This is a genomic window from Pseudomonas sp. FP2335 (assembly GCF_030687535.1).
In the GTDB taxonomy this organism is placed as follows: Bacteria; Pseudomonadota; Gammaproteobacteria; order Pseudomonadales; family Pseudomonadaceae; genus Aquipseudomonas.
The window spans coordinates 827,501-847,863 of sequence record NZ_CP117437.1 but is presented as its reverse complement, the minus strand read 5'-3'; the positions used below and the strand labels follow the sequence as shown (position 1 = coordinate 847,863).

General features: G+C 59.4%; 15 protein-coding genes, 2 tRNA genes and 2 rRNA genes (1 of these 19 cut by a window edge). 8 read left to right on the top strand and 11 right to left on the bottom strand.

The window, feature by feature from the left end:
* Positions 1–2: 2 nt before the first annotated feature.
* Positions 3–1,292: an MFS transporter gene (locus PSH81_RS03520; RefSeq protein ID WP_305392019.1), complete on the bottom strand. Its 1,290-nt coding sequence runs from the start codon at positions 1,290–1,292 to the stop codon at positions 3–5.
* Positions 1,293–1,605: 313 nt separating this feature from the next.
* On the opposite strand from PSH81_RS03520, the gene PSH81_RS03515 reads away from it, so the two are divergent.
* From PSH81_RS03515 to PSH81_RS03500, 4 genes are all read left to right on the top strand, one after another.
* Entirely contained in the window at positions 1,606–1,926 is a 321-nt protein-coding gene (locus PSH81_RS03515; protein WP_226456587.1) for a hypothetical protein, read from the top strand.
* 96 nt (positions 1,927–2,022) lie between these two features.
* Positions 2,023–3,723 (top strand): acid phosphatase, encoded by a 1,701-nt coding sequence (gene acpA / locus PSH81_RS03510; protein WP_305392018.1) that lies wholly within the window; start codon positions 2,023–2,025, stop codon positions 3,721–3,723.
* A gap of 122 nt (positions 3,724–3,845) precedes the next feature.
* Positions 3,846–5,015 carry a hypothetical protein gene (locus PSH81_RS03505; RefSeq protein WP_192297826.1) on the top strand — a complete coding sequence of 390 codons (1,170 nt, stop codon included), beginning with the start codon at positions 3,846–3,848 and terminating at the stop codon, positions 5,013–5,015.
* A 147-nt stretch (positions 5,016–5,162) separates the two neighbouring features.
* The gene (locus PSH81_RS03500) at positions 5,163–5,684 is read left to right on the top strand and encodes an SET domain-containing protein-lysine N-methyltransferase (RefSeq protein WP_226456590.1); all 522 of its coding nucleotides are present in this window, start codon (positions 5,163–5,165) and stop codon (positions 5,682–5,684) included.
* On the opposite strand, the gene can is transcribed toward PSH81_RS03500, so the two are convergent.
* The gene (can, locus tag PSH81_RS03495; protein WP_003188288.1) at positions 5,681–6,325 is read right to left on the bottom strand and encodes a carbonate dehydratase; all 645 of its coding nucleotides are present in this window, start codon (positions 6,323–6,325) and stop codon (positions 5,681–5,683) included. The two genes, PSH81_RS03500 and can, sit on opposite strands and share 4 nt — an antisense overlap.
* Before the next feature lie 139 nt (positions 6,326–6,464).
* Between can and PSH81_RS03490 the strand changes: the two genes are divergently transcribed.
* The gene (locus PSH81_RS03490; RefSeq protein WP_370694880.1) at positions 6,465–6,614 is read left to right on the top strand and encodes a hypothetical protein; all 150 of its coding nucleotides are present in this window, start codon (positions 6,465–6,467) and stop codon (positions 6,612–6,614) included.
* A 121-nt stretch (positions 6,615–6,735) separates the two neighbouring features.
* Here PSH81_RS03490 and rimI read toward each other — a convergent pair whose 3' ends face one another.
* Together rimI and PSH81_RS03480 are read right to left on the bottom strand one after the other, a co-directional pair.
* Complete coding sequence (gene rimI, locus PSH81_RS03485; protein ID WP_005784514.1) at positions 6,736–7,188, bottom strand: ribosomal protein S18-alanine N-acetyltransferase; 453 nt, start codon at positions 7,186–7,188, stop codon at positions 6,736–6,738.
* Complete coding sequence (locus PSH81_RS03480; RefSeq protein ID WP_305392750.1) at positions 7,181–7,924, bottom strand: energy transducer TonB; 744 nt, start codon at positions 7,922–7,924, stop codon at positions 7,181–7,183. Before PSH81_RS03480 ends, rimI begins: the two co-directional genes overlap by 8 nt.
* A 187-nt stretch (positions 7,925–8,111) precedes the next feature.
* Here PSH81_RS03480 and mksB point away from each other — a divergent pair, with 187 nt between their 5' ends.
* Genes mksB through mksF form a run of 3 tightly spaced genes read left to right on the top strand, consistent with a single transcriptional unit; the run spans position 8,112 to position 12,923 of the window.
* Positions 8,112–9,389, top strand: a complete 1,278-nt coding sequence (gene mksB / locus PSH81_RS03475; protein ID WP_192297829.1) for an Mks condensin complex protein MksB — start codon at positions 8,112–8,114, stop codon at positions 9,387–9,389.
* Positions 9,379–10,086, top strand: a complete 708-nt coding sequence (gene mksE / locus PSH81_RS03470; protein WP_192297830.1) for an Mks condensin complex protein MksE — start codon at positions 9,379–9,381, stop codon at positions 10,084–10,086. The genes mksB and mksE overlap by 11 nt, the downstream gene beginning before the upstream one ends.
* Entirely contained in the window at positions 10,083–12,923 is a 2,841-nt protein-coding gene (mksF, locus tag PSH81_RS03465; protein ID WP_192297831.1) for an Mks condensin complex protein MksF, read from the top strand. The genes mksE and mksF overlap by 4 nt, the downstream gene beginning before the upstream one ends.
* Positions 12,924–13,091: 168 nt before the next feature.
* On the opposite strand, the gene PSH81_RS03460 is transcribed toward mksF, so the two are convergent.
* The 7 genes from PSH81_RS03460 to PSH81_RS03430 form a co-directional block, all read right to left on the bottom strand.
* A complete protein-coding gene (locus PSH81_RS03460) occupies positions 13,092–15,395 on the bottom strand; it encodes a PqiB family protein (RefSeq protein WP_192301270.1) in 2,304 nt (767 codons plus the stop codon).
* Entirely contained in the window at positions 15,388–16,011 is a 624-nt protein-coding gene (locus PSH81_RS03455) for a paraquat-inducible protein A (RefSeq protein WP_192301269.1), read from the bottom strand. The genes PSH81_RS03460 and PSH81_RS03455 overlap by 8 nt, the downstream gene beginning before the upstream one ends.
* Positions 15,998–16,657, bottom strand: a complete 660-nt coding sequence (locus PSH81_RS03450; protein ID WP_192301268.1) for a paraquat-inducible protein A — start codon at positions 16,655–16,657, stop codon at positions 15,998–16,000. The genes PSH81_RS03455 and PSH81_RS03450 overlap by 14 nt, the downstream gene beginning before the upstream one ends.
* A 149-nt stretch (positions 16,658–16,806) precedes the next feature.
* Positions 16,807–16,922 (bottom strand): 5S ribosomal RNA (gene rrf, locus PSH81_RS03445).
* A 149-nt stretch (positions 16,923–17,071) separates the two neighbouring features.
* Positions 17,072–19,963: ribosomal RNA gene (locus PSH81_RS03440) — 23S ribosomal RNA — on the bottom strand.
* Positions 19,964–20,210: 247 nt separating this feature from the next.
* A tRNA-Ala gene (locus PSH81_RS03435) sits at positions 20,211–20,286 on the bottom strand.
* A gap of 30 nt (positions 20,287–20,316) precedes the next feature.
* A tRNA-Ile gene (locus PSH81_RS03430) sits at positions 20,317–20,363 on the bottom strand; it runs 30 nt beyond the window's last position.

Sequence of the window (20,363 nt, the reverse complement as noted above, 5' to 3'; positions counted from 1 at the left end):
CCTCAGCTCGCCAAGGTGTGGCGCTTACCGAACAGCGCCACACTCCCCACGCCCACCGCGCCCATCACCAGGCAATAGCCCACGCAAATCCACGGGCTCGTCGGCATCAGTGCAATCAACAGCAGCGGCGTGGTGCTTGCCCACAGCGCGTAGGCAATGTTGTAGGTAAAGGAGATCCCCGAGACCCGCACCGGAGCCGGAAACAAGCCGACCATCACCGACGGCACCGCGCCGACCACCCCGCAACTCAAGCCCGCCACGGCGTACGCCGCGCCGAGCCAGATGCCGCCGTTGATCAGGCTGGCATACAGCACGGCAATACCCACTGGCAGCAGCAGGCTGTAGACCAGCACTGCGCGCCAGGCACCGATGCGGTCCACCAGCAGACCGGCGAGGACGCAGCCGATGTTGAGGAAGACGATGCCCAGCGCGCTCAATGCAAAGGTATGGCTGGGACTCATGCCGAAGGTTTTCTGCATCATGGTCGGGGTGATGACGACGAGGACGACCACGGCGGAGGTGAGCACGCAGGTGAGGATCATCGCCGGCAGCAGCACGGCGCGATGGTCACGCAGCACGGTACGCAGCGGCAGTTCGGCGGCGGCATGGCGGCGGGCCTGCATTTCGAGGAACACCGGGGTTTCGCTGAGCCAGCGGCGTAGCCACACCCCGATCACGCCGAACACGCCGCCGAGCAGGAAGGGGAAACGCCAGGCGTAGTCGAGGATCTCGGCAGACGTGAATATTTGCGCCAGCAGTGTGGCGGTCAGCGCGCCAAGCAGGTAGCCGAAAGTCAGCCCGGCTTGCAGAAAGCCCAACGCGTAGCCACGGTGATGGGGCGGCGCGTGTTCCGCGACGAAGGTCCAGGCACTGGGCACTTCGCCGCCCACGGCGGCACCTTGGAGCACCCGTAGAAACAGCAGGATCAGCGGTGCGAAATAACCGATTTGCGCGTAGGTCGGCATGATCCCGATCAGCAGGCACGGCAGCGCCATCATCAGGATGCTCAAGCTGAATACGCGCTTGCGTCCCAGGTGGTCGGCGAAATGTGCCATCAAGATGCCGCCCAGCGGACGCGCCAGGTAGCCGGTGACGAAAATTCCGAAACTTTGCAGCAGGCGCAGCCATTCGGGCATTTCTGGCGGGAAAAACAGTTGGCTGAGGGTCAGCGCGAAGAATACGAAGATGATGAAATCGTAGATCTCCAAGGCGCCGCCCAGAGCGGCCAGGCCCAGGGTTTTGTAGTCGGAGCGGGAAAAACGCTGCGCCTGGGAGGAAAGGATGGCAGTCATGGTGAGGCTCGGCAGACAAACAAAATGGCGTGCAGGTTATGAGCTGGGCGGGATGATGGCAATCGCGCAAGATGTATTTGTTTTCCCCATGGATCGATGGAGATAACTGCATTCCCTTGCCGATGGGCGCAGTCGCAAGGTTGGCAGCGCACTTCAAGTGGCGGGCTTCTGGCTTGTGGCGTGAAGCAACACCTTTCTGATTAGACGCGTGGGGTTGTCCTACTTCAGACGATGCCCTCCCCTGACTCCTTTCGCCAGCACCTTTGATTAACCTGACTCGGCTTCCCTCTCACGAACCACCAAGGAAAATCCGATGACGCCCCTGTCCAAATCACTGGAAGAGTTGATCAACGATATTTACAAGGACGACAACGTTTCGTTCGTCGAGTACAGGGCCCTGCGCGACGATGCTGATCGCCGCATGGCGGCCGTTATCAAGGAGTTTGGCCTGCACAACAACGTGACGGCCTTCCAGAAAGCGATGGACGTGACGATGCAGCTATTGCAGACCAGTGTCATCGACGCCAAAAAAGCCAAGCTGACCGACACCGGCGAGGCAATCGTCAGGGATGCACTGACGGCCCAGGTGGAGTATTTGCGCGCCGGCAGCCAACTGGCACTGCGCCTGCTGTGACCTTCTGACGTAACCTCCTGTCTTCGTTCCGTCACATTGCATTGCTACCGTCCTGCGAAATATCTTGCAACATTTCGCCAGCAAGGACTCCCCGCAATGAGTGATGAGCACGAAGACCGCCCCTCCCCCGATTCCACCGCCCAAGCGCCAGTAGACAGCAGCCGTCGGCGCTTCCTGGGGGGCGCGGCGGTGCTGGGGGTAGGCGCGACCTTGAGTGCCTGCGGCAATCCCAGCGAGGCCCCGGGCAAGCCGACGGCGCGACCACTTACACCGCAGGAGCTGGACAAGGTCTTGCACGACCAGGTGAAAACCGTGGTGGTGATCTACGCCGAGAACCGCAGCTTCAACAACCTGTTTGCAGATTTCCCCGGCGTTGAGAAACCGCTGTCGGCGCTCAAGCCTGCCGACGCGCAGCAACGCGACCGCGACGGCAGCCTGCTGACCACCCTGCCTGCGGTCTGGGGCGGCGTGTTGCAAGTCGGCCCGCAAAGCGTCGACGGGGTGACGTACCCCAGCGAAGTGCAATTCCAGCAGGGCCTGCCCAATGCGCCGTTCGCGCTCAAGGGCCCGAACGCTGAAGACCTGCCCTTGGGCCTGGTGACCCGCGACTTGTGGCACGTGTTCTACCAGAACCAGATGCAGATCAATGGCGGCAAGAACGACAACTTTGTCGCCTGGGGCGATTCCGGCGGGCTGGTGATGGGGTATTACGCCCAGAGCCGTTATTCCCTGCGCCTGTGGGACGTGGCCAAGGAGTTTGTGCTCTGCGATAACTTCTTCCAGGGCGCGTTTGGTGGCTCGTTCCTCAACCACCAGTACCTGATCAGCGCCACCGCGCCGTTTTACCCGAACGCCGCGCAGTCGGTGGCCAAGGCACAGATCGCCACCCTGCAAAGCGATGACCCCACCGACACACGCCTCAAGCCCCTGGACAAGTCCCCGGCCAGCGCCATGACCGGCGCGCCGCAGTTCGGCCCCAGCGCGCTGACCCCGGACGGTTATGGGGTCAACACCCTCGCCCCGCCCTACTGGCCGACCTGGATTCGCGACCCGCAAAACCCGGACTACGCCAAGGCCGACCTGCCCAACGTGCTGGTGCCGCAAACCCACGAACACATCGGCGACAAGCTGTCGAAAAAGAACGTCGACTGGGCCTGGTATGCCGGTGCATGGCAGGCGACGCTGGACCAGTTCAAGGACTCGGGGGGTATCCCCAAGATCCCGAACTTCCAGTATCACCACCAGCCGTTCAACTACTTCAAGCAACAAGGGCCGCAAAACCGTGCCGAACGGGACAAGCGCCTGCGTGATGGCGGTTTGGGCGATGAGTCCAGCACCAACACGTTTTTCGCCGACGCCCAAGCCGGCAAGCTGCCTGCCGTGACCTTCTACAAACCCCAGGGCAACCTGAACATGCACGCCGGTTACGCCGACATAGCCTCCGGCGACCGCCATATCGCCCGCGCCTTGAAGGTGCTGCAAGAGAGCCCGCAGTGGAAAAACATGGTAGTGGTCGTCACCGTTGATGAAAACGGCGGCTGGTGGGACCACGTCGCGCCGCCCAAGGGCGACCGCTGGGGCCCTGGCACGCGGATTCCGGCGTTGGTGGTGTCGCCGTTTGCACGCAAGGGCACGGTGGATCACACGGTGTACGACACGGCGTCGATCCTGCGCCTGATCACCCGGGTGTTCCAGCTGGAAACCCTCGATGGCCTCAAGCAGCGTGATGACGCCATGATCGCCCGCGGCCAGAAGCCCATGGGTGACTTGAGCAACGCCTTGCAGTTCAACCTGTAGGTTTTCTTATCCAATAACGACATGCCCGGCGATTTAGCACGCGGTTTTCCCGGTCAGCCGCTACTGTGTGGGAGTGGGCTTTCATCCCGCGCAGACGGGCTTTCGCTGACAAGGAATCACACATGTTCAAACCGACCAGGTTGTCCCTCACCCTGGCCGCACTGATGGCCAGTGCGGTCGTACAGGCCGACGTCGAAGTACCGCTGGGCAGCACGCAACGTGTCACTCAGCTGTTCGCGTTCCCCAATAACTGCAACGTGATCTGCTTTCGGCCCTGGTCGCTGGAGCAGACGGCCGAGCATTATCTGAACCAGAGCCTGCAACGGGACGGTTACAGCAGGGCCAAGGTCAGCGTGAAGAACCACGACGGCCAGGTTGTCGCGACCTTCAGCGGTGTGCCCGAAGATTACGGCCAGCCCCTGAAGACGCTACTCAACACCGCCGACCTGGCCTACCAAGGCGCCAGCAAGCTCAACAGCGACGGCAAGTGGGCCTACAACTGGTATTTGTTCCTGCCGCTGGGCATGGCCCTGGAAAACCGCAAGAGCATCGAGCTGCTGCACTTCCCGCCGGACTACTCGCTGACCCAGGCCCAGGATTACCTGGAATCCAGTACCACCGACCGCTGGGCCGCGCTGCTCACCGACAACGGTATCCCGGCCACCGAAACGCCGGCCTACCAGACCATCATCGACATCGCGCCGATCGCCGCGCCGTCCAACGCCGGCAAGGATCTGGAAGGCGTCTACAGCTACTTCACCGATTATCAGACGCGCATGGTCAAGGAACTGAGCCTGTCGCCCAAAGGGTCGTTGCCGATGGTGGCGTTCGGCGCTCCGGTGCGCAATTGGATCAAGCAACAATACGGGCAGAGCGTGGCCGTGCTGGGCCTGGCCCAGATCAGCCCGCAAGCCGGCGAAACCGTTGCGGTGCTGGGCGCCAACCACCCGAGCTACATCTGGTACGCGGCCGACCCTGCGACCTATGACGGCAACGAGCAGAAGGCCGACGAGGCGGGTTTGAAGGTCATGGGCCAGGACTTGAGCGCCGCCTGCTGGCAGGCGGGCATGGGGCAAAAGCCCGCGAGCGATCCGAATGTGTTGCTCAAGGCGTGCATGAACACCTGGCAGGTCACGCGCAAGGAGCAGACCTGCGAGTTGTTCTACACCTCCGTGCGCGGCTTGACCCCGGAAAAAGCCAACGCCCAATGCGCCACGCCGACGACCAAGGCGCAACTGCGCCTGCTCAAGAACCCCGCCCCAACGCCTACTATCACGGTCCCGGCGCTGTAAGTCGTACCGGCAACGGGGGATTTCTACTGTCAAGGTTGACAGTAGAAATCCGATCCAAGTTGAGCGACGCTTGGAGCGCACCCATCCGCTGCAAGACTGGAAGTCAGCCACTACCCGCAGGTCGATGCAGCCGAACCCAGGAGAGTTATGAAAACTCGCGCCATGGATAAGGCTAAAACCGTTGCGAGCGACTGCCTTTACCCCTTCAAGTCCCACCTCGGCACGGGCTACCCCTCGACCGAGCTGTTCGAGGTGGTGCACGACGCTGATGGCACAGCGGCCGGGATCAAGGCACGTGTCGCCTTTGACAGTCGTGTACGCATCGCCAAGCTCTCAGGCTACGCCCTGAGCGAACGACGCCTGCATACCTTGCAGCTGTCTTCACGCATCCACCTGTACGACTGCTGGTTTTGCGGGCTGATCTCGCACTCCTGCAAACCGAACGTATTCCTCGATTTGCATTACCTGGAAGTCTGGACCTTGCAGGAAATTGCGGCCGGCGAGCGCTTGACGATGGATTACGCCAACACCGAGGACGTGTTGTACCGGCAGTTCGCCTGCCAATGTGGCGAGTTGAACTGCCGCGGCTGGATCACCGGGCGCAATGAGCCGCTGAACGCCGAAGGCCAGGCGTTCATGGCCCAATGGCGCGAACGCAAGCGACCTTAGGCTTCGCCCAACGGACGCAGGCGATATTGCGGCGGCAACTGCTCGAAACCACTGATGGTGGTGTTCAAGCTCTTCCAGCGACCATCCTTGATGCCATAGATGCAGCCATGGATCGACAGGCTCTGCCCACGGTGCCAGGCGTTTTGCACGATGCTGGTGTGGCCGACGTTGGCCACCTGCTGGATCACGTTCAGCTCGCACATGCGATCCACGCGCTCTTCCTCGGTGGGCAACTGGGCCAGCACGTCGCGGTTTTCGTAGTACAGGTCACGAATGGTGCGCAGCCAGCCGTCGATCAGGCCGAACTGGCGGTCTTGCATCGACGCCCGCACGCCGCCGCAGCCATAGTGGCCGGTGACGAGGATGTGTTTGACCTTGAGCACGTCCACCGCGTACTGGATCACCGACAGGCAGTTGAGGTCGGTGTGCAGCACCACGTTGGCCACGTTGCGGTGGACGAACAGGTCGCCCGGCAACATGCCGACAATCTCGTTGGCTGGCACGCGCGCGTCGGAGCAACCAATCCATAGGTATTCCGGGGTTTGCTGGCGGGCGAGCTTGGCGAAGAATTCGGGATCTTCCTGTTTGATCGCATCTGCCCAGCGTTCGTTGTTATCAAGCAGGTCTTGTAGTTCGTTCATCAGGGAAAGCCTCAGGAATGGTGCGCAGTTTTGTGACTGACAACCCCCCGTCCGGGTCACGCCTGGCGCAAATAAGCTTGAATCTTTGGGGTGGTGCGCCTGTCCACACACTATAAGCCCCACAGTATGAGGATTGGCCATGACTGAATCACGACGCCCTACAGAGCCTGTTGAAGATGACAAGGGCAATCTGGCGGAATACGACTTGAGCATTGTCGATGAGGACGGGATTGACGCGGGGAATCGGCTGGATGAGGCCGAGCGCGAACCAATAGACGGTAATCGCTGACACATCGCAGTTACCCATGTGGGAGCGGGCTTGCTCGCGAAGAGGGAGTGTCAGTCAACCGATTCATCGACTGACCCACCGCCTTCGCGAGCAAGCCCGCTTCCACATTGGAGGGTCGTGTTCAGTCGACCAGGGTGCAGGCCATGACAACGGCGTCCTCACGCCCACCCACTGCGGGGTAGTAATCGCGGCGACGGCCGATTTCGTTGAAGCCATAACGCTCGTACAGACGAAACGCGCCGGTATTGCTGTCCCGCACCTCCAGGAAACACTCCCGCGCACTGGCTGCATACGCCCGCGACATCAGGTGTTCCAGCAGCGCCAGGCCCAGGCCACGGCCCTGGTTTTCCGGCTTGACGGTGATATTCAGCAAATGCGCTTCATCAAGGATGATCTGCACTACGCCGTGCCCCACCTGCTGCTCGCCTTCGAACATCAACCAGATCTGGTACTTGCCCAGCCCGTCAAGAAAGATCCCACGGGTCCAGGGATGGCTGAACGCTGCGTATTCGATTTTCAGCACGGCGTCGAGGTCGGCCTCGGTCATCGGGCGGAAGGATAAAGCCTCACTCATCAGTTGTTTTCCAGCGCGCCATCAGCCGGCGCATGGCTTGCCAGACATCAGCCTTACGCTGTGGCTCTTCCATTAATAATTCCAGGCCCGGCAGGGCCCATACCGAGCCCAGGCCTTCAACCTGCAGCTCGCGATACCAGGCTTCGGCATTGGCTTCGCCGGCAAAACGCACGGCGGGCACGCCGATCAGCCAAAGGCACACACAGGGCTCGTCTTCCAGGCGCGCCGAGACAAAACCTTGCACAAAATCACGCGCGGCTTCCGGGCCCTGGTCCATGGTGCCGCGTACCAGCAGCGGCCAGCGTACCGGCTCGCCGACGATCTGCGGGCTGTCGGGCAGGCCGGCGGCGCGCAGCATGTCCTTGAGCAGCATGTAGGCCGGGTCGCGGGTCTGGAAACGTTCGCCGGTGGGCAACTCCACCAGCAGCAGGCAGCGCCCGGCCCGCAGCAGTTGCAGGGCGAAACGCGGCGGCGGCACTACCGGGGCCTTGACCACCGGTGCAGGCGCTTCGGCCGCCACCGCCTTGGTCACCGGCGACGGGCGCGGCACTTCGACCTTGGCACGCTCCACCGCAGGCCGCACGGGCGCTTCGGGCTTGACCAGCGCCACCGGCGCAGCCGCCTCCTCGCCCGAAGACTCGAATGCCTCATAGGGCTCAAGCGCTTCCATCAGCTCGGGCCGCGACGGCGCGGCAAACGGCAGTTCGGTGCGGGGCAGCCAGTTGACCACCTGCATAGCGGTCAAGTAAGCGCGACGTCGGGACTCGATAAGCACAGCTCGGCCACTTGTGGATAACTAAAGAGCGGCGATTCTACCGTTGTTCGGCAACAATCGCCCACTGCGTACTGACCGGCTGTGGATAAATCCCCGGCCTGATGCAGTACAATCGCGACTTTTCATCGCCAACCAGCCGGCCATTCCCATGATCGAACCCAAGCGCGTCCTGCGCGCCCTCGCCGAACACTGGGCCTTACTTGAGCCACTGTGCGAACACTTCGACCAAGGCACCCTGAGCCTTGCCGAGCTGCGCGCACAACTGGCCGCCCAACAACTGGACAGCACGCCACAGGACATCACCAGCCTGCTGGACGTGTGGATTCGCCTGGACATCCTGGTGCCTGTCGCCAAAAGCCCGAACCGTTTCGAGCTCAACGCGCAGATCCACGACTTCCTGGCTTATCTTCGCAAGGAGCACCGGCTTGGCCTGTGCCTGGAAATCGAAGCCTACCTGCGCCATCTCGAACGCCTGGCCGGGTACATCCAGGACGCTTTCGACATCCGTGATGGCCACGACCTCGCCCGCCAACTGCGCCTGCTGGATATGCGCGTGCGGGACGTGCTGAAAAAGCTCGCCAACGACGAACAGGCCCTCGCCGCCGTAGCCGATCGCGCCAAGACCAGCGACCGGCAGATTCCGTTGCGCCAGCGTTATGCCGAGGTCCTGGCGACCTGGGACGAATACGTCGAGCCGATGATCCAACTGGTGAACGCCGATGGCGCCTTCGAACAGGGCGTGCGCAAGGTCGAAAACGTGCTGTTGCGCCTGCTCACCGAGCAACAGCGTCTCGGCCACCTGGTGGACGACGACATGCTGCTGCGCACCCACGCGCGCATCCTGGAAATGCAGACCAGCGCCCAACTGACCTTGCGCCATGCGCGCGAGCTGCTGCTGCCACTGCGCGAAGAAGCCCGTCGGCACAACGCCGTGACCCGCGGTGCGGCGCTGGCGCTGTCAGCGATCCGCCGCAAGGGCCTGGACGCCGTGCCGCAGGCGGCGATGCCGATGTTCACCCGCCCGCAAAGCACCTTCCTCGGCAGTGCCAGCCAGGTGGAGGCTTATGTTTACGCCCTGGCGAATTTCGAGCCGAAACCGGCGCGCTTCCCCAAGGCGCACAAATCCCACAAGGGCGACGCCCAACGTGCACCGCGCACGGTCAAGGAAATGCTCGAGCGCTGCGAAGACGCGTTGCCGATGCCGGACCTGATGACCTGGCTGCTGGAGCAGGAACCGGACGGTGCCACCGACGAATTGCTGTACTGGTTCTCGCGCCTGTCCCGCGAAAAACGCTTCAAGCGCGAACGCCTGGAACGCCGCGACTACCACACCACCGAGCACCAGGTCAGCCTGCGCTCCTTCGCCCTGCTCCCGGCCAGTACTGACGCCGCCGAGCATTCTGCGAGTACACCTCATGCATCTTGATCTATCCGAACTGTCCCAGCTGGCGCCGATCTTTCGCGAGCTGTTCAAGGGTTACCACGTAAGCCGCCGCGACCCGGAGCTGTACGCCCAACTGTCGAACTTCCAGGACCAGTACCGCACGCTGTTCAAGGCCCTGGGCTTTGAGCTGGTGTGCGACACGCGGGGCTTCTACTACTTCGTGCCAGACACCGCCGTGGCCGCCGCGCAGGTCAACAAGACCGCGCAGCGCCTGGCGTTGTTCACCTTCATCATCGTCGAACATTTGGCCGACCAGGGCCGCGACCCGATTGCCGTGCTCGACGGTGGCAGCCTGGGCCGCGATGAACTGCCGTCGCTGCTGGAGAAGTACCGTGACCTGTTTATCCAGGCCGAAGTACAGACCCAGGAAGAACTCGAAGAAAAGATCATGCGCCGCATGACCCAGCTGGGTTTTGCCAGCGAAGACAACGGCATCTATCGCTTCCTGCCGCCGATGCACCGTTTCCTCGACGTGTGCCTGTCGGTGCAGCAGGACCGTGACCTCGCGGCCAGCATCCACAGCGTATTGCCACTGCCGGCGCCGGTGATCATCGATGAAGACAGCGACGAGAAATTGCTGAAAACCGATGACCCGCTGGACTTGAGCGACTTTGCCGAAGAAAGCGAAGAAGACGCCCTGGCCCGTGCCATTGCCGAAGAACAGGAGACCGACGCATGAGTAAGGAACGCTACGGCATCCGCCGCTTCGCCCTATTGAACACTGCCGGTTACAGCCTGGGTTTGTTCCCGCTGGAAGAACCGCTGTCGGTGTATGGCGCGAACAACCTGGGTAAATCCGCGTCGATCAACGCCTTGCAGTTCCCGATCCTGGCGCGCATGTCGGACATGAGTTTCGGCAAGTACACCCTGGAACAATCGCGGCGCTTCTACTTTGCCACCGACACCAGCTACATCCTGGTGGAAGTCTCGCTGCCCCACGGCCCGCACGTGATCGGCGTGGTCGGACGCGGCCCGGGCGGTGGTTTCGGTCACCAGTTCTTTGCCTATGCAGGCAAGCTGGATTTGGCTCACTACCAGAAGAACGACACCTGCCTGCGTCAGAAAGAGCTGTTCACCAACCTTGAGCGCGAAGGCCTGAAAGCCTACGAACTCAAGCCGGATGAACTGCGTCGTTTGCTGGTGGGCGGCCACACGTCGATCCCGCTGGACCTCACGCTGATTCCCCTGCGCTCTACCAGTGAGCAGAGCCTGAAGACCTTCCGCGCGCTGTTTATCAACCTGCTGCATATGCGCGAAATCACCGCGGCCAAGCTCAAGCAATTGTTCCTCGATGCCTTCGAACACAGCCTGCGTTCCGGCAGCGTGGATTACATCGCCGCGTGCGAAGAAGCCTTCCGCGATGTGCGACGCATGGAGCAGGACTACAACTCGCTGGTCGCCGCCGGGCCGCTGGTCGAGGCGTTGTCCAATGGTGTTCGCCAGCGCGATGTATTGCGCGGCAAGCTGCATCGCCTGTCGCCATTGCTGGACTCGTTGCTGGGCACTTGGTCGGACTACGCCAGTGCGCGCAAGGAAGAGCTGACCATCCAGGCCGAGCACTACCGCAGCGAACAGGACGCGTTGCAGAACGATCAGCGCGGCGGCACCCAGGAGCTGATGCGCCTGGAGCGGGAAATCAGTGGTATCCAGCGTTGGCTGGGCGAGCTGTCGGTGCTCAAGCATCGCTTTGCGCTGGTCGATGATGTGAAGGTGCTGGAGCAGCAATTGCTCGCGGCCAAGGATGCCCACGATGAACTGGCGGGCGCCCTGGCGCAGTCGCGGCAGTTCAGCGCCGAGGATCTGGACGAACGCCTGCGCGAGCTGGAAAAGCGCTTGAAGTCGGTCAAGCAGCAGCTCGATCACGCGGATAACAACAGCTACGCGAAGTTGCGCGAAGAATTCTCACAGCAAGATGTTGAGCGTCTGATGCGTCTGTTCAACAGTTCGTTGTTCAGCCTGCCATTGGGCGAGCATGGCATCACGCTGGACGAGGAGGGTCAGTGGGTCAAATCCCTGGAGCAGATCCTCGATGGCTTCAAGGGTGAACGCTTTGAAGTGCCGGGGCTGTCCATCGACATCTCCCATATCGAACCGCCGGCATTGCAGGCCCTGGCGGATCGCGCCGCGTTGCGCGACCAGAAAGAGCGTCTGGAAAAAGAACTCAAGCAACTGAAAACCCAGCAGGCCGTGGCCTCCGACCGTGCGGCGAGCAAGACCCAGACCGAAGCGCTGTACCAGCAAGTACTGGATGCGCAGAAAGCCCTGGAAGACTTCCGCCGCGCACAGACCCTGAGCGCGGAAGAAGGCGAGAAGCTGGAAAACCTGGCGCAAATGGAAGCGGCGCAGGATGAGTTGAAACGCTCCAGCGATGCGTTTACCGAACGGGTGCAGCAACTGTCGGCCAAGCTGCAATTGGTCGGTCGTCAGATCGGCGATATGGAAGCCAAGCAACGCACGCTGGATGACGCGCTGCGTCGTCGCCAGTTGTTGCCGGCGGACTTGCCGTTCGGCACTCCGTTCATGGACCCGGTCGACGACTCCATGGACAACCTGTTGCCGCTGCTCAATGACTATCAGGACAGCTGGCAAGGCTTGCTGCGCGCCGATGGCCAGATCGAGGCGCTGTATGCCCAGGTGCGCCTCAAGGGCGTCGCCAAGTTCGACAGTGAGGATGACGTTGAGCGTCGCCTGCAACTGCTGATCAACGCCTATGCGCACCGTACCGATGAAGCGCTGACCCTGGGCAAGGCGCGGCGTGCGGCGGTTACCGATATTGCGCGGACCCTGCGCAATATCCGCAGCGACTACGACAGCCTCGAACATCAACTGGCGTTGTTCAATCGCGAGATCAACAAGCGTCAGGTCTCCAACCTGCAAAGCTTCCGCATCGTGCTGGCGCCGAACAAGGAAGCGCTCAAGCACATCGACCAGATCATCCACAGTGCGGGCCAGTATGAAGAAGGCGAAACCCTGTCGGTGTTCGACCTGAGCCAGAGCGCCGAGCAAGACAACAAGAACGAAGAGGCCAAGGAATACCTGGCCCGCCTCGTGGCCGCCAACCATAACCAGTTGGGCCTCAAGGATTTGTTCGAGCTGGCGTTCGAGATCACCAAGGTGCATGGCCAGCCGGTGATTCACACCGACATCGATGGCGCGGCGTCCAACGGCACCACCATGACCATCAAGGCGCTGACCAACATGTATTTGTTGCTGCACTTGATGGACCGCGACCAGGCCGGGCGCGTGCGTTTGCCGTACTACCTCGACGAGGCGGCGGACATCGATGAGAAGAACCAGGCGGCGCTGCTGGAAACCAGTCTGCAGTTGGGCTTTGTGCCGATCCTGGCCAGTGTGAAGCCACAGGTTTCCGCCCAGGTGGCGATTGACCTGGAAGGTGGCAGCGGGCCGAACGGGATCTATATCGACGAGGCGGATTGGAAGTACATCCGTCGCCACGATGTGGTGAAGGCGACGCTGAATGTGCAGGCCGATGAGCCGGAGTTGGATGAGGTCTGATTTTTTCAGCTGAAATGAAAAGGCCCCTGGGTGTGAATCCAGGGGCCTTTTTTGTGTTGGCTGTGCGGGCCTCTCGCGGGCAAGCCCGCTCCCACATTTGACCGAGTCCATCCTTTGGAAAGCGGTCGGGTGTGAGAGCGGGCTTGCTCGCGAAGGCCGCGCCTCGGTCTACTTGCCGAGTGGAATCTTCGGTGCCCAGGTCAGCCATTCATCCTCGAACTTGTCGAACAGCGGGAAGGTCTGCCGTGCCAGCGCGGCATTGCCCATACGCTCGCCGTCTGGCGTGGCGAAGGCGATACCACCGGCGACCAGGGTCTCCAGGGATTCGGTACGCACCGTCGCGCCCTTGAACAGGCCGAAGTCCAGACCAAAGCCGCTGGTGTTCCAGAAACGGCTGCCGCTGCGCACCAGTGGCGCGTACTTGGGCTCGATCAGAATGTGGATCAGTACGCGGTCGGCGGTCTGGCCCAGTTCGTAACCGGTGACTTTACCCACCGTCACTTCACGGTACGTCACTGGCACGCCTTCCTTCAGCGAACCACGGCGGGCGGCGCTGAGGGTGAGGCTCAGGCCGGCCTCTTGATGGACGACTTCTGGCGGTTGGTCCAAGGCCACGAAGCTTTTTTGCGGGCCGGCGTTCTTCACTGCGGGCTGGACTTCGATGTATTGGCCGGTGACCAGGGTTTCCAGGTTGGAGGTTTTCATCAGGCCCAGCTCAGGTTTGACCACCCAGAACTGGCTGCCGACGCGCGCAATGCGATCCGCCACTTGGGTAATGCGCGCGCTGAGGAGCACCGACTGCATGTCGGCGCTGAGGTCGACGCTTTCGATCTTGCCCACATCCAGGCCTTTGAAACGCACTGGGGTGCCTGGGCGCATGCCATCGGCACGGTCGACCTTGATGGTTACCAAGGTGCCGTGTTGATTGGCCGCCTCACGGTCGGTGAACAGGCGGAAACGCGGAATGCGTTTTTTCAGCGGTACGTTCTGCTCCGGGGTTTCGAAGGCAATGCCACCGGCCATCAGGCTGGCCAGGGACTCACTCTTGACCTGGATTCCACCAGTGAGGCCGCCGGTCAGGGTAACGCCGCTGGCGTTCCAGAAACGCGTGGAACCGTTGACCAGGTTTTCGTATTCCTTCTCGATGTGTACGCCGATCACAAGTTGTTTGTTCTTGCGCGAGAACTGGTAGCTCTGCACCGAACCGACCTTGACCTGCTTGTACAGAATCGGACTGCCCACGTCCAGGGAGCCGAGGTTGTCGGTGAACAGCACCATGTGCAGGCCCGGTGAGCGCAGGTCCAGCGGCGGCGCCTTGGCACGCGCGACGAATTCGCGTTGCGGTGCGCTGCCTTTGTCGCCGGGGCGGATGGCGATGTAGTTGCCTTTGACCAAGGCTTCAAGGCCCGTGATACCGGCCAGGGAGATCGACGGTTTGACTACCCAGAATTGGGTGTCTTGCACCAGATAGTCTTCGGCCAGCGGGTCGAGGGTCAGTTCGGCGTTGGCACTGGACAGGGACGGGTCGATCTTCAGGGTCTTCAGGCTGCCGACCTGGATACCTTTGTACATCACCGGCGTGCGACCAGCCTGCAAGCCTTCGAAGTCGGTGAGCTTGACCTTGACCTTGATGCCGGCAGCGGCGGCGTCAAAATCTTCGTACAAACGGAAAGGCAGGCTCGGGTCGGTCGGCGGGCTGTCCTTGCGGTTCTCTGGGGTAGCGAAGGCAATGCCGCCGGCGACGATGCTGGAGAGCGACTCGCTACGCACCTTCACGCCGGAGAGGTTGGCGTCGATGCTGATGCCGCTGGCGTTCCAGAAACGCGTGTGTTTACGCACCAGGCTGGCGTAGGTCGGTTCGATGTAGACCTTGATTTCGACGGTGCTCTGATCCTCGGAGAGCAGGTAGCTTTTGACTTGGCCGACCTGGATCTGCTTGTAGAACACCGGGCTGCCTCGGTTCAACGAGCCGAGGCGGTCGGCTTTGATCGTCAGGTGCAGGCCGGGCTTGGCGTCCGATAGCGGTGGTTCTTCAGAGAGCGCCTTGAATTTGCGTGTGGGCTCACCGTCACCTGGGCTGGCGGCGATGTAGTTGCCCGAAACCAGGGTCTCCAGACCGGTGATACCGGCGAGGCTGACGCTTGGCTTGACCAGCCAGAAACGGGTGTTGGTCTTGAGGTACTGATCGACGTCCTTGTTCATCTCGATGGTGGCGATCACCCCGCGATTACTGCCTTCGTCGTCCAGGGCCAAGGCCTTGACCTTGCCCACGGTCATACCTTTGTAGACCACTTCGGTTTTGTTGACCTGGATACCTTCGCCGCTTTCAAAGCGCACCTGGATGTCGATGCCCTGCTGGGTATAGGCGCGCCACCCCAGCCAGCCGCCGATGATCAGGGCAATCAGGGGAAGCACCCAAATGGCCGACCAGTTGGAGGCCGGGCGGGTTTTAGCTTTAGGCAAATCACTCATGGTCGTCGTCCGACTCCGTGTTATCCCAAATCAGTCGGGGATCAAAAGTTACTGCGGCAAGCATCGTCAAGATCACCACACTGGCGAACGCCGCAGCGCCGAGATTGGCCTCGACACTGGCAAGCCGCCCAAAGTTTACAACCGCCACCAGGATGGCGATCACGAAAATATCCAACATGGACCAACGGCCAATGAACTCGATAAAGCGGTACATCACAATGCGCTGTCGCGCGGAAAGTGGCTGGTGACGCTGCACCGAGAACAGTAGCAGACCGATGCCGACCAGCTTGAACGTCGGCACCAGGATACTGGCGATGAACACCACGGCGGCAATGGGGAACATGCCGTGCTGCACCAGTTGGATCACGCCGGCCATGATGGTGCTCGGGTCGCCCTGGCCGAGGGAGTTGATGGTCATGATCGGCAACAGATTAGCGGGAATGTACAAGATAGCGGCCGTGATCAGCAGCGCCCACGTACGCGCGAGGCTGTTCGGGCGACGGGCGTGGATCAGCGCGCCGCAACGGGTGCAGATTTGTTCATCGGTGTCCGAGTCTTGTTTGTTCAACTCATGGCATTCGGTACAAATCAGAATGCCTGCATCAATCGCCCGCATGATCATCCTCTCCTGACAGCGCTTGCCAGATCTGGTGCGGCGACATCACCACCTCAAGTAGTACCTGAACCATTAATAGGCTGACGAAACAGACCAGTCCCAGGCCGACGGTGATGGAGGCCATGTCGGCGAGTTTTACAATCGCGACCAAGACACCCATCAGGTAGACCTCCAGCATTCCCCAGTCTTTCATGTGGTGATAGATACGGTAGAGCAGCAGTCCGTAGCTGCGACCGATGTTCCAGCGAATGCTGAGCAGGACTGCCAACTGACAGAGCAGCTTGAGCAAGGGAATCCCCATGCTGCACAGGAAGACGACGACGGCGACGCCTTGCATGCCAGTATCGAACAGGCCGACGACGCCGCTCCAGACGGTATCTTCAGAGGTTTGCCCAAGTAGATTGAGCTGCATGATCGGTAAAAAGTTCGCCGGGATGTACAGCAACAGCGCGGCGAGCACCAAGGCGAGGCTGCGTTCAACGACGTTATGGCGATGGGCGTACAACTCGTAGCCGCAGCGGGGGCATTGGGCTTTTTCGCCTAGGGCGAGTGCTGGCTTGCGCATCAGCAAGTCGCACTCATGGCATGCCACCAGGTCGTCCAGTGGTAAATCCGACACCTCAAGGGTATCAACCGGATCAGACATAGATAGGGCTCTGACTCTAAAAATGGTTAGGTACCTATTCTAGTGGTCTGGTTCAGAAATAACTGTGCAAATTTGTCGGGGCTTAATTGCTTTTCGACCGCCCAAAACAAAACCCCATCTGCTTTCGCAAATGGGGTTTTGGAATTTAATCTTGACGATGACCTACTCTCACATGGGGAAACCCCACACTACCATCGGCGATGCATCGTTTCACTGCTGAGTTCGGGATGGGATCAGGTGGTTCCAATGCTCTATGGTCGTCAAGAAATTCGGGTACTGAGTCGTGGCGTATGCCCCGCTTCAGCAAATTGGGTATGTGATAGCTTTCGGTGTTTTGTGAGCGTCGAACTTTCGGTTCATTTCGTCTTCACACACCGCAATCTGGCCTTTCGACGCAAATTGCTTGGGTGTTATATGGTCAAGCCTCACGGGCAATTAGTATTGGTTAGCTCAACGCCTCACAGCGCTTACACACCCAACCTATCAACGTCGTAGTCTTCGACGGCCCTTCAGGGAACTCAAGGTTCCAGTGAGATCTCATCTTGAGGCTAGTTTCCCGCTTAGATGCTTTCAGCGGTTATCTATTCCGAACATAGCTACCCGGCAATGCCACTGGCGTGACAACCGGAACACCAGAGGTTCGTCCACTCCGGTCCTCTCGTACTAGGAGCAGCCCCTCTCAAATCTCAAACGTCCACGGCAGATAGGGACCGAACTGTCTCACGACGTTCTAAACCCAGCTCGCGTACCACTTTAAATGGCGAACAGCCATACCCTTGGGACCGGCTTCAGCCCCAGGATGTGATGAGCCGACATCGAGGTGCCAAACACCGCCGTCGATATGAACTCTTGGGCGGTATCAGCCTGTTATCCCCGGAGTACCTTTTATCCGTTGAGCGATGGCCCTTCCATACAGAACCACCGGATCACTAAGACCTACTTTCGTACCTGCTCGACGTGTCTGTCTCGCAGTCAAGCGCGCTTTTGCCTTTATACTCTACGACCGATTTCCGACCGGTCTGAGCGCACCTTCGTACTCCTCCGTTACTCTTTAGGAGGAGACCGCCCCAGTCAAACTACCCACCATACACTGTCCTCGATCCGGATAACGGACCTGAGTTAGAACCTCAAAGTTGCCAGGGTGGTATTTCAAGGATGGCTCCACGCGAACTGGCGTCCACGCTTCAAAGCCTCCCACCTATCCTACACAAGCAAATTCAAAGTCCAGTGCAAAGCTATAGTAAAGGTTCACGGGGTCTTTCCGTCTAGCCGCGGATACACTGCATCTTCACAGCGATTTCAATTTCACTGAGTCTCGGGTGGAGACAGCGCCGCCATCGTTACGCCATTCGTGCAGGTCGGAACTTACCCGACAAGGAATTTCGCTACCTTAGGACCGTTATAGTTACGGCCGCCGTTTACCGGGGCTTCGATCAAGAGCTTCGCGTTAGCTAACCCCATCAATTAACCTTCCGGCACCGGGCAGGCGTCACACCCTATACGTCCACTTTCGTGTTTGCAGAGTGCTGTGTTTTTAATAAACAGTCGCAGCGGCCTGGTATCTTCGACCGGCATGAGCTTACGGAGCAAGTCCTTCACCCTCACCGGCGCACCTTCTCCCGAAGTTACGGTGCCATTTTGCCTAGTTCCTTCACCCGAGTTCTCTCAAGCGCCTTGGTATTCTCTACCCAACCACCTGTGTCGGTTTGGGGTACGGTTCCTGGTTACCTGAAGCTTAGAAGCTTTTCTTGGAAGCATGGCATCAACCACTTCGTTACCTAAAAGGTAACTCGTCATCAGCTCTCGGCCTTAAGATCCCGGATTTACCTAAGATCTCAGCCTACCACCTTAAACTTGGACAACCAACGCCAAGCTGGCCTAGCCTTCTCCGTCCCTCCATCGCAATAACCAGAAGTACAGGAATATTAACCTGTTTTCCATCGACTACGCTTTTCAGCCTCGCCTTAGGGACCGACTAACCCTGCGTCGATTAACGTTGCGCAGGAAACCTTGGTCTTTCGGCGTGGGTGTTTTTCACACCCATTGTCGTTACTCATGTCAGCATTCGCACTTCTGATACCTCCAGCAAGCTTCTCAACTCACCTTCACAGGCTTACAGAACGCTCCTCTACCGCATCACTTACGTGATACCCGTAGCTTCGGTGTATGGTTTGAGCCCCGTTACATCTTCCGCGCAGGCCGACTCGACTAGTGAGCTATTACGCTTTCTTTAAAGGGTGGCTGCTTCTAAGCCAACCTCCTAGCTGTCTAAGCCTTCCCACATCGTTTCCCACTTAACCATAACTTTGGGACCTTAGCTGACGGTCTGGGTTGTTTCCCTTTTCACGACGGACGTTAGCACCCGCCGTGTGTCTCCCATGCTCGGCACTTGTAGGTATTCGGAGTTTGCATCGGTTTGGTAAGTCGGGATGACCCCCTAGCCGAAACAGTGCTCTACCCCCTACAGTGATACATGAGGCGCTACCTAAATAGCTTTCGAGGAGAACCAGCTATCTCCGAGCTTGATTAGCCTTTCACTCCGATCCACAGGTCATCCGCTAACTTTTCAACGGTAGTCGGTTCGGTCCTCCAGTTAGTGTTACCCAACCTTCAACCTGCCCATGGATAGATCGCCCGGTTTCGGGTCTATTCCCAGCGACTAGACGCCCTATTAAGACTCGCTTTCGCTACGCCTCCCCTATTCGGTTAAGCTCGCCACTGAAAATAAGTCGCTGACCCATTATACAAAAGGTACGCAGTCACAGAACAAAGTCTGCTCCCACTGCTTGTACGCATACGGTTTCAGGATCTATTTCACTCCCCTCTCCGGGGTTCTTTTCGCCTTTCCCTCACGGTACTAGTTCACTATCGGTCAGTCAGTAGTATTTAGCCTTGGAGGATGGTCCCCCCATATTCAGACAAAGTTTCTCGTGCTCCGTCCTACTCGATTTCATGACTAAGAGATTTTCGCGTACAGGGCTATCACCCACTATGGCCGCACTTTCCAGAGCGTTCCGCTAATCTCAAAGCCACTTAAGGGCTAGTCCCCGTTCGCTCGCCACTACTAAGGGAATCTCGGTTGATTTCTTTTCCTCAGGGTACTTAGATGTTTCAGTTCCCCTGGTTCGCTTCTTGCACCTATGTATTCAGTACAAGATAACCATCTTATGATGGCTGGGTTCCCCCATTCAGACATCTCCGGATCAAAGTCTGTTTGCCGACTCCCCGAAGCTTTTCGCAGGCTACCACGTCTTTCATCGCCTCTGACTGCCAAGGCATCCACCGTATGCGCTTCTTCACTTGACCATATAACCCCAAGCAATCTGGTTATACTGTGAAGACAACATTCGCCGAAAATTCGAATTTCTCAACTAAGAGAACTCACAAATTTTACCTTAGCCTGATCCGTTACCAGTGAAAGTAACGTTCAGTCTATCTTTCTATCACATACCCAAATTTTTAAAGAACGATCTAATCAAAGACTAGAAATCAACATTCACCATCGTCACGATGGAATGCTCATTTCTAAGCTTTCAACAAACAGAAGCAGTAGTGGTGGAGCCAAACGGGATCGAACCGTTGACCTCCTGCGTGCAAGGCAGGCGCTCTCCCAGCTGAGCTATGGCCCCGTATTTCTACAGGCGTTTCCCACACAAAATTGGTGGGTCTGGGCAGATTCGAACTGCCGACCTCACCCTTATCAGGG